This is a genomic window from Thermodesulfobacteriota bacterium (assembly GCA_040757775.1).
In the GTDB taxonomy this organism is placed as follows: Bacteria; Desulfobacterota; UBA8473; order UBA8473; family UBA8473; genus UBA8473.
Genome location: JBFLWQ010000015.1, coordinates 1 through 14,068, shown reverse-complemented (window position 1 = coordinate 14,068; position 14,068 = coordinate 1). Strand labels below are relative to the sequence as shown.

10 protein-coding genes and 1 pseudogene are annotated in these 14,068 nt (G+C 44.0%); 1 reads left to right on the top strand and 10 read right to left on the bottom strand.

Translation table 11 applies throughout. From position 1 onward, the window contains the following. Positions 1 to 5: 5 nt before the first annotated feature. Positions 6 to 1,124, top strand: coding sequence for an ATP-binding protein (locus tag AB1401_09990; protein MEW6615780.1), 1,119 nt, complete (start codon positions 6 to 8; stop codon positions 1,122 to 1,124). Between the two features lie 43 nt (positions 1,125 to 1,167). Here AB1401_09990 and AB1401_09985 read toward each other — a convergent pair whose 3' ends face one another. From AB1401_09985 to AB1401_09940, 10 genes and pseudogenes are all read right to left on the bottom strand, one after another. After that, entirely contained in the window at positions 1,168 to 3,588 is a 2,421-nt protein-coding gene (locus AB1401_09985) for a pyruvate formate lyase family protein (GenBank protein ID MEW6615779.1), read from the bottom strand. A 53-nt stretch (positions 3,589 to 3,641) separates the two neighbouring features. Then, positions 3,642 to 4,436 carry an ABC transporter ATP-binding protein gene (locus AB1401_09980; GenBank protein MEW6615778.1) on the bottom strand — a complete coding sequence of 265 codons (795 nt, stop codon included), beginning with the start codon at positions 4,434 to 4,436 and terminating at the stop codon, positions 3,642 to 3,644. 57 nt (positions 4,437 to 4,493) lie between these two features. Beyond that, a complete protein-coding gene (locus AB1401_09975) occupies positions 4,494 to 5,723 on the bottom strand; it encodes an ABC transporter substrate-binding protein (protein MEW6615777.1) in 1,230 nt (409 codons plus the stop codon). Positions 5,724 to 5,864: 141 nt separating this feature from the next. After that, positions 5,865 to 7,064: pseudogene (locus AB1401_09970) on the bottom strand (ABC transporter substrate-binding protein). A 210-nt stretch (positions 7,065 to 7,274) separates the two neighbouring features. After that, the gene (locus AB1401_09965; protein MEW6615776.1) at positions 7,275 to 8,504 is read right to left on the bottom strand and encodes an ABC transporter substrate-binding protein; all 1,230 of its coding nucleotides are present in this window, start codon (positions 8,502 to 8,504) and stop codon (positions 7,275 to 7,277) included. A 79-nt stretch (positions 8,505 to 8,583) separates the two neighbouring features. Further along, the gene (locus AB1401_09960) at positions 8,584 to 9,639 is read right to left on the bottom strand and encodes a branched-chain amino acid ABC transporter permease (protein MEW6615775.1); all 1,056 of its coding nucleotides are present in this window, start codon (positions 9,637 to 9,639) and stop codon (positions 8,584 to 8,586) included. Positions 9,640 to 9,644: 5 nt separating this feature from the next. After that, positions 9,645 to 10,523, bottom strand: coding sequence for a branched-chain amino acid ABC transporter permease (locus AB1401_09955; protein ID MEW6615774.1), 879 nt, complete (start codon positions 10,521 to 10,523; stop codon positions 9,645 to 9,647). A gap of 20 nt (positions 10,524 to 10,543) precedes the next feature. After that, positions 10,544 to 12,439, bottom strand: a complete 1,896-nt coding sequence (locus tag AB1401_09950) for an AMP-binding protein (GenBank protein MEW6615773.1) — start codon at positions 12,437 to 12,439, stop codon at positions 10,544 to 10,546. Continuing rightward, entirely contained in the window at positions 12,436 to 13,239 is an 804-nt protein-coding gene (locus tag AB1401_09945; GenBank protein MEW6615772.1) for an ABC transporter ATP-binding protein, read from the bottom strand. The genes AB1401_09950 and AB1401_09945 overlap by 4 nt, the downstream gene beginning before the upstream one ends. Before the next feature lie 289 nt (positions 13,240 to 13,528). After that, complete coding sequence (locus AB1401_09940) at positions 13,529 to 13,927, bottom strand: cobalamin-dependent protein (GenBank protein MEW6615771.1); 399 nt, start codon at positions 13,925 to 13,927, stop codon at positions 13,529 to 13,531. Between the last annotated feature and the right edge of the window lie 141 nt (positions 13,928 to 14,068).

Below are 14,068 nucleotides of genomic sequence, written 5' to 3'. Positions count from 1 at the left end.
AGAACGTGGACCGAATCAGCATCGACGGTTGGGAGCCGACCCAACACGATTATCGCCAACTCTTCCAAAAAGTCCCCTGCTATATCTCAGTACAAAATCCTGAACTGCGCATTATCCAGACCAACGAGCTTTTTAGAGAGGACTTTGGCGACCGTGTAGGAGAACTCTGCTACAGTGTCTATAAAAGAAAAACTGACCCTTGTCCTGAATGTCCAGTGGCTAAGACATTCGCCGACGGCCAGGTCCATTCCAGCGAAGAGCAGGTAATCACCCGTGAAGGTAAGGAGGCATTTGTAATCGTTTACACCAGTCCTATACGAAATGAGCAGGGGACAATTGTTGCGGTAATGGAGATGTCCACCAACATAACCCCGGTAAAACGCCTGCAAACTGAGTTAACCATGATGGGGCATACGGTTGCAACAATGGCTCATGGCATCAAGAACATCCTGACCGGTCTGGATGGGGGAATTTACGTGGTGAATTCGGGGTTGAGGAATAGAGACTATGGGGAAACCTTAAAAGGCTGGGACATCGTGCAGCGTAACGTAGCCCGAATTTCCAATCTGGTGAAGGATATACTCTACTGCGCAAAAAAACGGGAGCATAAGATTAGTGTTATCGAACCGAATCAAGTAGTTCTGGAAGTCTTTGATCTCTTTCACGAAACCGCTGCACTGGAAAGAATTCAACTAAATGTAGATATTGATCCACAGATGGGTCATATACCGCTTAACTCTGAGGACCTTCATACAATTATAAGCAATCTCGTCCACAATGCCCTGGAAGCCTGTAAGTTCGACCTGAACCGGCGAGAACATCGGGTAGTAATCAGAACCGACCACAAGGGACCGATAGCGATCTTCGAGGTCTCTGACAACGGCCCGGGACTACCCGAGGAATGGAAAAATTATGTATTCACCGAGATCTTATCCACCAAGGAACGCTACGGTACCGGTCTGGGATTGCTGGTAACCAAAAAAATAGTCGACGAACTCGGTGGACAGATAACCTTTTCCTCTCATCCAAGAGAAGGCTCCACATTTCGTGTTTCCTTCCCCACAAAGTCAGCGGTTTCCTCCAACTCCAACTCTTCCCCAAACAGGCACCATCACATGGTTTAATGAAATAAAACACCGTTACAGAGCGTGGATTTTTCAAGAGGTACTAAAAGCACTGCTCGGTTCTCTTTATTATCTCATTCTGTAATCCCTTGCTTAAATCCACAAAGTAAGCAGAATATCCACATACCCTCACTATTAAGTCAGAATGCTTCTCCGGATGCACCTGAGCATCTAACATCGTATCTTTACCAACAGCAGTAAATTGTATGTGGTGAATACCTAAATCACCCCATGTATTGAGATAATCTGCAAAAACATTCGCATTATCCCCCTTTAAGAACTGGGGCATGAATGATTGATTATAAAGATGGTTCCATGACTTTACCGGATCTACCTTCGAAATTGACTTGAGAGCAGCGGTAGGTCCTTTCTTGTCCATCCCGGTCTCAGGAGATATGCTCCCATCATGAAAAGAATCCCCCGCCTTCCTCCCATCAGGAGTAGCCCAGGTAGCTACAGCAAAAGAATAAGGCGCCGAAGCCACACTACCATCTACAAAACCTGCGGTCCCATAGTAGGTACTGAACTTCTTCGTCTCCTCCGCTATCCTGTAATACAGATCCCTTGCAATCAAATCAACGGAATCATCATCATTACCAAACTTCGGAGCATCATTCAAAAACATCATACGAACGTCTTCTTTCCCTTCCCAATTATTCTTGAGGATATTGACCAATTCTGCCATCGTCAGCATCTTCTCTTCAAAAACAAACTTCCTAATCGCCGCCAGCGAGTCTACTACATTTATCCCCCCAAGAACCCCCAGAGTTTTCCATGGTATGTAATTCCACTTCCCCGAATCCTCTGCCTTCTCTATGCACCCATCCAGAAAAGCCGACAGGAAAGGACGGGGTAAATACTCCTCATAAAGGGCATCTGCCATATCGCTGATCCGAAAAGCCTTGTCACAGTAAAAACTGTAATGCTTCAAAACAGCATCTCTTATCTCTTCAATAGATGTAAATGTAGCAGGATCAGGAGTCTCACAGCTTATCAACTGCCCTGTCTTCATATCCCTGCCTCGATTAAGTGCCAATTCGAGACACTTCGGCAGAAATAGGAGACCCCCTGCCTGAGTACGGGTAGTAATATTCTTGCCAGGGATTATAGGTAACATACAGTTGTTGATAGAATAGCTACGAGCCTCCTCCAAAGAAACACCCCTTTCCGTATACCTGGGAATAACAGCCTTATCATTAAATATCGCAGGCTGGGCTACACCCGTACTTATAACATCAATCGCCTTGAGAACCAGCTCCCTGGGTATCTTTTCATGCCACCTTAAAGCAAGAGGAGGCTGTATAGTGCGAGTCGATTTAATAGCATCCAAAACTATATAAGTCATATCATTTGTCACATCATTACCATCAGAATCCACTCCACCTATGGTCAAAGTCTGCCAACCTAAACCCCCTCCGCCTGCACCAGACCATATGGGCGGATGAAGAAATCCAGTCTCCTGAAACTTGAGCCATAAACATTCTGTAAGTTCCTGAGCCCCTTCCCGGGTAATCCTACCTTCCCTCACATCCTTTTCATAAAACGGATTGAACGCGACATCAAACCTGATCCCACAACCAACCAGGGGCACTTCTATATAATCAACTATTAAATGTATAAACCAGAAAAGCTGCAATGCCTCATGAAAATTCCTCGGTGGATTCTCAGATACCCAACTGCAGATTCCGCCTATCTCTTCTAACTCTCCCTTTCTCCGGGCATCTTCCTCAGCCCGAGCTATGTCCCTCGCCAGCCCTGAATATCTCCTCGCCCACCTAGTAAAGGCATCTAACGTTATGATTACTGCCTCCAGGAATCTCTTCTTCTCAATGTATTCCTTGCTCCCAATGCGATTATTGGAAAAAGACTTCTCTACCTCTCTTAACTTAGCTTCTGTTTCCTCTCTTATCCCCTTAATACCTACCCGAAATACCTTCTCATAATTCGGGGTGGCCATAGCCCACTGATACGCCCAGTATAGAGCCCCATTGAATGACCAATACGGTCTTACATCCTCAGGAAGAAGATCCCTCTCCATACCATGAACTGCCCTTGTTTTCCAATACTTATGGATCTCCTTCAGCTCGTCTTTCTCCTCATCACTGAGTATATCCCGATACCCATTATTAATAGCCTTGTCAAGCCACCTCCACTGAAGATCAGGGTAATGGGTTACACATTCTGGTCTACTGGCAAAATTCCCTACTATAAGCTCCTGGGGTTGTATATACACAGTCATCCCCCCGAGTATCCTTGCAAGACCTTTTGCTCTCCTTACGACCATTGGTTCGCCCTCAGTTTCCTTATACGTATCGGTGAGCAACCTGGTACGCTCAAGGCAGAGCTTTACCTCCATCCCAGGCCTGAAAGGTATTCCCTCTTCCTCCCTCTCATAACCCCGGGCTACATTCCTGTGCGTCTTGATAATTAAGCTGTCCTTTAACATTTGAGTTCGGGCATTCATATCTATACCTCCCTATTAAAGCTCTTCTAAATATAACTAAATTGAATTCCCGCTCAAGAGAGCCATCTCTTTCTTCGCCTGTAGTGCTTTACCTCTCTATAACTCTTCCTCTCTCCAAGCTCTGTCAACCCAAGATAGAACTCTTTTATATCTTCATTCTCTTTTAATCTATCCGCAGGTCCATCGAGGACTATTCTCCCATTTTCCATAACATAACCATGATCAGCAATGGATAGAGCAGCCACCGCATTCTGCTCAACCAGAAGCATAGAAGTCTTCTCCTCAGCATTTATTCTCTTTATTATCTCAAATATCTCACGTACAAGCATAGGGCTCAATCCTAAAGACGGCTCATCCAGAAGTATCACCTTTGGATGGGCTATCAAGGCACGCCCAATTACCAGCATCTGCTGTTCACCGCCGGAAAGAAAACCGCTTGTATTATCTTTCAGATCCTTTAACCTGGGAAAATAATTATAGACCATATCCAGATCTCTGCTCAAACTCCTTCCATCTCCCATAGCATAAAAACCGACTTTCAGTTCCTCCTCTACAGTGAAATGTTCCAGTATCTGTCGTCCTTCCATCACTTGCAGAATGCCCATTTTTGCTATCTTTTCCGGGGGCATCCTGTCTATCCTGGAGTTATTGAACTCGATACTCCCATCGGTTACCTCACCCAATTCTGTATGAAGCAACCCGGATATCGCTTTCAGGGTCGTGGTTTTTCCAGCTCCATTGGCGCCGAGAAGGGCAATGATCTTCCCCTTTTCAAGTTCTATGGAAACCCCTTTTAGTACCAGAATTACATTACTGTATATTACTTCAACATTGTTTAATAATAGCATAAAACACCTTCAAGTACACAAAGAGTTGAATGATTATATCGTACGAGCGAGAACTGGCTATTTAAATTCCTGTGGTCTTAAGTCAGGACAGGTTCTCCACCCTGTTATGGGTATAAACTTCCCGTTCCTTACCTGCATTATGATTACCTGATCCGGTGCGTGCTTCTTTGGTGTAACGGTATAACGAGTAAGGTCTAACGGGCGAAAATCCTTTAACTTTTCCATCTCTCCCTTGATCGTTTCACCTCTAAGGTTCTCCCAGCCCTGTCGGTCAACGACCCTTTTTACGACCTCCCTTGTGGTCAACACCAGTTGCCAGGCTATTTCATACATGAGAGTCCTGTCGGGCTCCTTTCTATTATTCTTCGCAAAATACTTTTCCACAATCTTGATGCCTTTATGATTTTCATCATCAAGACTCGTATAAGGCATCGCTACTACCGCACCCTCCATGATTTCTTTACCGGCGATATAAACTGATGCCCAGTCGAAACCAATCGCCCCGGCAAGATTGATCTTCATCCCGGATTCACGAGCTGAGGCTTTTATCAGTGCCGGCCCGTTTGCTGTGGTGTTTGTATAAACCCAGTCGGCCTTCTTCGCTTTAATCCTGAAAAGCTGTGTACCCACAAAGACATCCCTCACGTTGAAAAGCTCACTGGCAACCATTTCAACACCCTTCGATTTGGCATAAGCGTAGCACTCAGGTGTCATAACTGCTCTTCCATACGTACTATCCCACGTTAAGAAGGCTACTCTTGGTGCTGTTGGCTTATCCCATGTTTCTTTTAACCAATCTATAAATGCACCGAACTGGTCAGGATAAATCGGATACCACCCGAATGTGTACTTTGCAGGATAGATGGCAGGTGTAGCGGTTACACTCATGGCAACAATCTTGTCCTCGGCAAATCTTTCTCTCAATGCCTCTCCCAATGCCGATACTACTACATAAACCATTACCGGCTTTGGTCTCATCTCCCTTAAATCCATGTAATGTTGGACACCCAATGCCACCCTACCCCCATCATCTTTAAGCAGAAACTCCATCTTCACACCATCGATGCCATTCAGTTCTTTATTCACATACTGTAGGGCATCTGTCAAACCAACGTATGCGGGTGCAGTAATAGGAGCATAGGGACCACTGACATCGCCCATAAAAACAACTTTTACCGATTCAGGTTTTTTTGGAGCCGCATCGGAGAGTTGTGAAAAGGCAAATAGAGAAATCAGGGACAACAAAAAACCAATCACACAGACTTTACCACTCTTTGTTTTTCTCATATCTTCCCCCTTCCTGGTAGTAACGTATTGTCAAAAGTTGATAAATTTGCCTTGATCGGATTATCTGCAGTTTAATAATAGCATAAAACACCTTCATGCAAACAAATACTTGGATCATTGTATAGCATAGGAGAGAACTGGCTATTTAAATTCCTGCGGTCTTATGTCCGGGCATGTTCTCCATCCTCCTATCGGGACAAGTTTACCATTCCTGAATTGCATTATAAATGTTTGATCTGATGCATGCTTCTTAGCCGTAGTTGTGTAATGAATAAGATCCAATGGTCGAAAATCCTTCAGGCTTTCCATCTCTCTCTTGATTGTTTCACCACTCACTTTTTCCCAGCCATCTTTGTCAACAACCCTTTTTACAACCTCTCTTGTTGTCAACACCAGTTGCCAGGCTATCTCATACATAAGGTTCCAGTCAAATTTCTTAACAGATTTATTCTTTGCAAAATACTTTTTCAGGATTTTGATGCCCTTATGATTTTCTTCGTCAAGACTCGTGTATGGCATCACTGTTATAGCACCCTCAATAGTTTCTTTACCGGCGATATAGACTGTAGTCCAATCCAAACCTAGCCCACCGCCTAAATTGATCTTGATCGCGGATTCACGAGCCGATGTTGCTATTACTGAGGGGCCGTTTGCCGTGGTATTTGTATAGACCCAATCTGCCTTCTTGGCTCTGATTCTGAATAGCTGAGTACCGACAAAGACATCCCTGGGTGTGAAAAGCTCCTCTGCAACCATCTCAACACCTTTTGATTTGGCATAGGCGTATGCCTAGGGTGTGACAGGTCCTCTCCCATAGGTACTATCCCATGTTAAAAAGGCCACTCTGGGTGCCCTTGTTTCCTTCCATGTCTCTTTTAACCAGTCTATAAATGCTCCGAAGAGGTCACAGTAAAGAGGAAACCAGCCGAATGTATACTTTGCAGGATAGATGGCAGGTGTACCAGTCACACTCATGGCGACAATCTTGTCCTCTGCGAGTCTTTCCCTCAATGCCTCACCCAAGGCAGAGACAATGATATAAACCATTACTGGTCTCGGTTTCATCTCCCTCACTTCCATATAGTGAGAGACACCAACAGCCACCCTGCCCCCATCATCTTTAACTACGCCTTCCATCTTCACACCATCGATGCCATTCAATTCTTTATTGACATACTCCAGGGCATCTGTCATACCATAGTATGTAGGTCCAGTGATGGCTGCATAAGGGCCGCTGATATCACCGATAAAGGCTACCTTTACTGACTTGGGTTTACTTGGAGATGCATTTGCGGGTTGAAAAAAGACTAATAGACAAGTCAGGGGTAAAATAAAACCCATTGCAAAGACTTTACATACCTTTGTTCTTTTCATGTCCTTCTCCTCCTTTTAGACAGTTAGTGCCTTTTTAAAATCTCTTTTCTTCTTTATACGAAACGACACATCATACCCCTAATAGAATGTACACAATATAATAGACTATTGAGATGGGATATATCCTAAGTTGGGAGAAAGAATCATATCTTGAAATCCAGAAGGTACGTTTCAGCGTTATTTAAATTCCGCAGGCCTCAGGTCGGGACAGGTTCTCAATCCTCCTATTGGTATCATTTTCCCATCCGTGAACCGCATTATATATGTTTTATCCGGTGCATGTTTTTTAGGCGTAGTTGTGTAATGAATAAGGTCTAAGGGTCGATAATCCCTCAGGCTTTCCATCTCTCTCTTAATTGTTTCACCCTTTACGTTATCCCAACCATCCTTATCAACGACCCTTTTGACGACATCTCTTGTTGTCACCACCAGTTGCCATGCCAGTTGATACATATAGTTCCAGTCAAACTTCTTTCTCTTGTTCTTCTCAAAATATCTCCTGAGGATTTTGATACCTTTATGATTTTCTTCGTCAAGACTTGTATTGGGGTAAACTGATATTGCACCCTCCATGGCTGCTTTACCGGCGATATAGACTGATGACCAGTCCATGCCGAGTCCACCGGCAAGATTGATCTTTATCGCTGATTCACGAGCCGAAGTCACTATGATCGATGGGGCATTCGCCGTGGTATTCGTATAAATCCAGTCAGCTTTTTTAGCTCTGATTCTGAAAAGCTGCGTACCGACAAAGACATCCCTCGGTGTAAAAAGCTCCTCAGCGACCATCTCGACACCCTTTGATTTGGCATAAGCATATGCCTCGGGTGTAACAGGTCCTCTCCCATAGGTACTATCCCATGTTAAAAAGGCTACTCTGGGTGCCCTTGTTTCCTTCCATGTCTCTTTTAACCAGTCTATAAATGCTCCGAAGAGGTCAGGGTAGATGGGAAACCAGCCGAATGTATACTTTGCAGGATAGATGGCAGGTACACCGGTCACACTTATAGCGACAATCTTATCCTCTGCGAGTCTTTCCCTTAATGCCTCTCCCAATGCAGAGACAATGATATAAACCATCGCCGGTCTCGGTTTCATCTCCCTCACTTCCATATAGTGGGAGACACCAACAGCTACCCTGCCCCCGTCATCCTTAATTACGCCTTCCATCTTAACACCGTTGATGCCGCCCAGCTCTTTATTGACATACTCCAGGGCATCTGTCATGCCATAGTACGTAGCTCCTGTTATGGCTGCATAGGGGCCGCTGATATCACCGATAAAGGCTACCTTTACTGACTTGGGTTTACTTGGAGATGCATTTGCGGGTTGAAAAAAGGCTAAAAAATAAATAAGGAATAAGCTAAAACCAATTAAAAAGACTTTACCACTTTTTGTTTTTCTCATACTCCCTCCTTTTTTTATCTTGACGTATTTTTACTCCCTTTATAAAAAGGAATACTATATCTTACCTTAACAGATACCGTTAATATGAGAATGGCCAAAGCCGAAAATAGCCCTTTACTATCTCCCACCTGTGAGCCAAACCCCGGGGCTCAAAAATCAGGAAGGCAAGAATAATCAATCCAAACACCAAAGGTCCTAAGGCAGCAGCAGCCACTCCTGCCAATGAAGCGAAGGTAGTCCCTATCCATGGACCTATATATTTAACAAACAGATCCAGGACACGCACCAGAATTGTACCAAATATTGCCCCTGGTACACTACCCATGCCCCCCACAATAATGATCCCTACATACCATATAGTGTCCAGCAGGCCAAAATAATCGATGTTTATTACCCTCATCCAGTACGCCCAAAGGCTTCCCGCAATCCCTGCATAAAATGAACAGATGAAGAAGGAAAGCAACTTATAACGAAACAGACTTATCCCCATAGCCTCTGCTGCCAGGTCGTTGTCTCTGATTGCAGTGAATGCCCTGCCGATTCGAGTACGTACCAGGCTTCTTACAAAAAAAGTTACAAGTATTGCTACAGGTACAACCAAATAAAAGATACGTTCCTGACTATTGAAAGCGAAAGAGCCAATATGTGCTGTTGGTACAACCAGACTATCGGTTCCCCCGGTCAAATCAGGCCTTACGTTGACGATAAGCCATGGAATAATAAACTGTGCGGCAAGTGTAGCCATTGCAAGGTATAATCCCTTAATCCTTAAAGAGGGCAGACCGAATATTATCCCTACTATACCTGCACTCAGCCCGGAACATGGCAGTGCCAGCCAGAATGGAAATTTCAGATACACTGCAAGCAGTCCGGTAGTATAAGCGCCGACAGCCATAAATGCTGCATGACCTAACGATATCTGTCCGGTATAGCCTGTTAGTATATTGAGGCCATGAACCGAAACGACGGTAATGGCGATCAGGTTCACCAGGGCAATGTACTTTCCACCTATAAGGAAAGGGAGTAACAAAAGAATGCCGGTCCCAGCAACCAAATATGCCCAATGCATTGGGGTTCGTATAATAGCAATGTCCTGAGTATACGTTTCATCAAAAGTGCCACAGGGACGGTACATATCAATTAGATCCTTTCTATCCTTTTTAGCCCGAACAAACCCTCAGGGCGAAAGAGTAAGATTAAGAGCAAAATTATATAGGGTGTAATCTCTCCAAAGTTGGGATCAATAAACCCCCCTGTCAGATTCTCTATGATTCCTACTATGATGCCACCTATGAGTGCCCCGGGGATCGATTCCAACCCTCCAAATAACACTGCGGGGAGGGCTTTGAGCAGTATAAGAGGTGTATCACCAACTCCAACCCCCATTCTTGCCCCCATGAATATCCCTCCCACGGCGGCAATAAGTGCCCCGATTGCCCACGTGGTACCAAAAACCCTTTTCACATCAACCCCAATAGACTGGGCTATTTTATGGCTCTCTGCAGTAGCTCTCATAAAAAACCCCATCCTGTTTTTTTTCAAGAAGAATGCCAACGCTAAGAATATGACAATAGAGACTACAAATGTCCAGAGAAGCACGCCAGGTATTACGACTTGGCCCACTAATACAGGAGAACGTGAAATACCTCCTGGTGGATAGGGAAGGGTTGAAGCCCCCCATACAAACATCCCGAAGCCTCGGAAGATCAGAGAAAGGGCTATGGTAGCCATCAAAGCTGCCAGGATGGGCTGTCCAACCAAGGGACGAAGTGCCAATCGTTCTATCAAAAAACCAAGTACTACCGCTCCAGCCAGGGCCAGAGGCAAAGCCAGCCAGATCGGAAATTTAAACCATCCCAGAAAAGACAAGCAAAAAAACCCACCCAACATTACCATCTCACCAACGGCAAGGTTTAATATCCGCGTTGCTTTATATATAAGAACCATACTTATTGCTATAAGGGAATACAATCCCCCTACCATAATACCATTTAAAAAGAACTGTAAGAATAAATCCAAGATTTATACCTCCTGTCAGACTACAGAGATGTGACCTTAAGCGTGCATTTCAATGACCCTTTACGACCATCTTGATAGGTCACCGTCGTTTCCACCTCGTACTCATTTTTCCCTCCATAAAGAGACTCAACCAGGTCTCCATACCTTTCCTCAAGAAATGTTCGTCTCAGTTTCCGTGACCTGGTTAACTCTGCCTCATCAGGGTCAAACTCCTTATGGAGATTGATGAACTTCTTTATTCTTGTCCATTCAGGAATGGTTTTATTCACCTTTTTTACTTCCTCTGCAATCAACCCTATAACCTCTTTTTTCTGAGACAAATCGGCAAAGGTTGTATAAGAGATACGTTCTGACTCCGCCCAGCGCCCCACATTGTCAACATCTATATTTACCAATGCGCCAACGTAATCATTATCCTTACCACCTACTACAATTGCGTCCTTTATAAAAGGGCTGAACCTCAACCTGACCTCTGTATACTGGGGAGAAAATTTACGACCACTGGAAAGTTCCCTGAGATCTTCCATCCGATCTATAACAATAAGATGGCTGTCTTCATCTATATGGCCAAAATCACCTGTCACATACCAGCCATCTTTCATCTTCTCGAGGTAAGCATCATTTGCCTTGTAATAACCTACAAACATACCTCTGCTTTTTACCAAAATTTCACCTTCTTCAGTTAATTTAACCTCAGCACCCGGAAGAGTAGTGCCTGAACTTTCGGGCTTTATATCACCCTCCCGATGAGCAGTTACCAGTCCCATTTCCGAAGCGCCGTAAACCTGCTTTATATTTACGCCTATACCCTGAAAGAACCGGATAATATCCGGACTTATCGCAGAGCCTGCAGTATAGGCAACCCTTATCTTTGATAGACCCAACTTGTCTCTCAGGGGTTTAAAAACCGTCCAGTACCCGAGGAAGTGGAGGATTTTCCACAGAAGATTTGGCTTTTCCTTTGCAAGATGCATATCGGCGATCCTTTGCCCCACAGGGAGAAATAAATCATAGAAGACACGCTTTATCCACGCCGCATCTCTCATCCTTGCCTGTACCATACGATTAACGCTCTCCCATTGTCTTGGTCCATAGAATAAAATACTGGCACCTATTTCACGGATATTTTCCTGCACAGTTTCTGCCTTTTCCGGAAAATTAACCGCCATGCCAGAGTATAAAGAACAGGTAAGCCCAATAAGCTGCTCTCCAACCCATGCCATGGGAATGAATGCTAGATATGTGTCTGTATCATTAAGCTTATCTACTTCATCAAATGCCCTGCCAGCGACAATCATACAGTCATGGCTTAACATAGCTCCCTTGGGAAGACCAGTAGTACCTGATGTATACAGTAGTATAGCCAGGTCATCTCCTTTCCCCTTTTCTATGTTTTCCTCAAAAAGGCCAGGATGACTCTTCTCATATTCCTTCCCGACTTCAAGTGCCTCAGACAGACTCATGAGGAGAGTATCGTCATAAAACCACAGCCCCTTTTCATCCCAGTAGATTACTTTATTCAGCATTGGAAGTTCATCCCTGATTTGCAACACTTTATCGACCTGCTCCTGGTCATGGGCTATAATAAACTTTGAGTCGGAGTGGGATACATAGAATTGAACCTCCGAAGGTATACAATCAGCAAAAACACCAACGGCAACCCCTCCAGCTCCATGGGCAGCCAGCTCTGCCCAATAGGATTCAGGTTTTGTTTCACCCAGAATTGCCACCTTGTCACCCCGTTTTAAACCCAGGCTAACCAGGCATAGAGAAAGGAATTTTACGTTGTTATAGTATTCTTCCCATGAATATCTCTTCCAGATGCCCCGTGTCTTTTCACGCATTGCAACAACCTTATTGCCATATCTCATATAATTCCTTCTGAGAAGCTTGACCGTAGTGTCTTCTTTGTTCATCGTTCCTCCCGGTTCCCTAAAGAGGATGACCCTAAATACGCACTTATAACCTCTGGACTTGCTTTTATTTCTTCGGGAATGCCCTCAGCAATCTTTTCTCCAAAATCCAGTACCACTATCCTGTCGGCAATGTCCATAACAACACCCATATCGTGCTCAATCAACACTATGGAGATACCCTTAAGTTCCTGTATATCCAAAATAAATCTTGCCATATCCTCTTTTTCTTCCACATTCATTCCCGCCATAGGTTCGTCCAATAACAGCAATTTTGGTTCTAAAGCAAGAGCCCTGCCCAGATCAACCCTCTTTCGCTGTCCATAGGGGAGTGACCCAACAACTTTCTGCCTGATCTCCTCCATCTCTAAAAGCTCTACAATATCCTCTACCACCTCTCGATGTTTAACTTCTTCATTCCTTGCTCTGCCAAAAAATAAAGAGCCGGCAATGGAGCCCTGTCTCATATGTATATGTCTTCCTGCCATAAGATTTTCAAGGGCGGTAAGTCCGGTAAAGAGTTCAATGTTCTGGAATGTCCTGGTTATGCCTAAAGACACAATCTTATGAGGACGGAGATTTGTGATCCTCTTACCCTCAAAATAAATATCGCCCCTCTGGGTACGGTAAAACCCCGTTATACAGTTCAGGATAGAGGTTTTTCCTGCACCATTTGGGCCAATGATTGCCAGGATCTCTTTTTCTTTAATCTCAAAACTCACGTCTGAAAGTGCTGCTACACCCCCAAAGCTGAGGTGTAATCCCTCAACCTTGAGTTTGGCTGTGTTACTTTGAGTTTCCATATTATAAACCTCTGGTTTAGAACTCGGGGATCAGATTAATATGCTGTGAAATTACATTTAATGACTGGTTCAACAGGATAATATCAATACAGGATGAAGGTAATTGGAATAGTAAATATCAGAAGTGCGATACTACAGGAAAAAGTACTCAGGATTCAGATGAAAAATGCTACAAATAAAACCTTTTTATATCCCCCCTTTATAAAAATATGGTTTGTTTACTACTACAAAAAAATATTAAATGCAATAATTTTTTGGTTTTGTTAAGCCTTTGCATCTCTTATTTTCTTCATCTTGTCAGGCCATTAATATATTTTAAAATTTCTTGAACAGATGCACCAGGGCCAAAAACTGCCTTAACTCCTTGTTTGAGTAATTCTTTAGAATCATTTGGTGAAACAACCCCTCCAAATATTAGAGGAATTTCACCCATATTCCTCTCGTTTAAAAGTCTGAGAAATTCGGAAGCGAAATATTTATGCTCTCCCATGGAACAACTGATACCAATAATATTAGCATCCTCCTCTTCGGCAGCCCTTACTGCCTCTGCTGGCAATTCAAAACGAGTAAAGATGACTTCTAAGCCAGCGTCACGAAGGGTTCTTGCTATCGTTTTCACGCCTCTGTCATGGGCATCCATTGCCCATTTGCAAAGTAGAATTTTCGCTGTTTTCTTATCCCTTTCCATACTGCCCCCCCTCTTAGTAAATATAACTCCAGCCAAAGGTTTCCTTTAATACCCCCATGGATTCTTCTAACGTGGCGTTTGCCCTCACAGCCTCAACAAGATATGGCATCAGTTCTGCATTAGCCTTCGGCCAATTGTCTC

Excerpts from the sequence above, each read along its gene's own strand:
- AB1401_09960 (MEW6615775.1), bottom strand. The coding sequence starts at position 9,639 with ATGTACCGTCCCTGTGGCACTTTTGATGAAACGTATACTCAGGACATT.
- AB1401_09940 (MEW6615771.1), bottom strand. The coding sequence starts at position 13,927 with ATGGAAAGGGATAAGAAAACAGCGAAAATTCTACTTTGCAAATGGGCA.
- AB1401_09945 (MEW6615772.1), bottom strand. The coding sequence starts at position 13,239 with ATGGAAACTCAAAGTAACACAGCCAAACTCAAGGTTGAGGGATTACAC.
- AB1401_09980 (MEW6615778.1), bottom strand. The coding sequence starts at position 4,436 with ATGCTATTATTAAACAATGTTGAAGTAATATACAGTAATGTAATTCTG.
- AB1401_09950 (MEW6615773.1), bottom strand. The coding sequence starts at position 12,439 with ATGAACAAAGAAGACACTACGGTCAAGCTTCTCAGAAGGAATTATATG.
- AB1401_09975 (MEW6615777.1), bottom strand. The coding sequence starts at position 5,723 with ATGAGAAAAACAAAGAGTGGTAAAGTCTGTGTGATTGGTTTTTTGTTG.
- AB1401_09985 (MEW6615779.1), bottom strand. The coding sequence starts at position 3,588 with ATGAATGCCCGAACTCAAATGTTAAAGGACAGCTTAATTATCAAGACG.
- AB1401_09965 (MEW6615776.1), bottom strand. The coding sequence starts at position 8,504 with ATGAGAAAAACAAAAAGTGGTAAAGTCTTTTTAATTGGTTTTAGCTTA.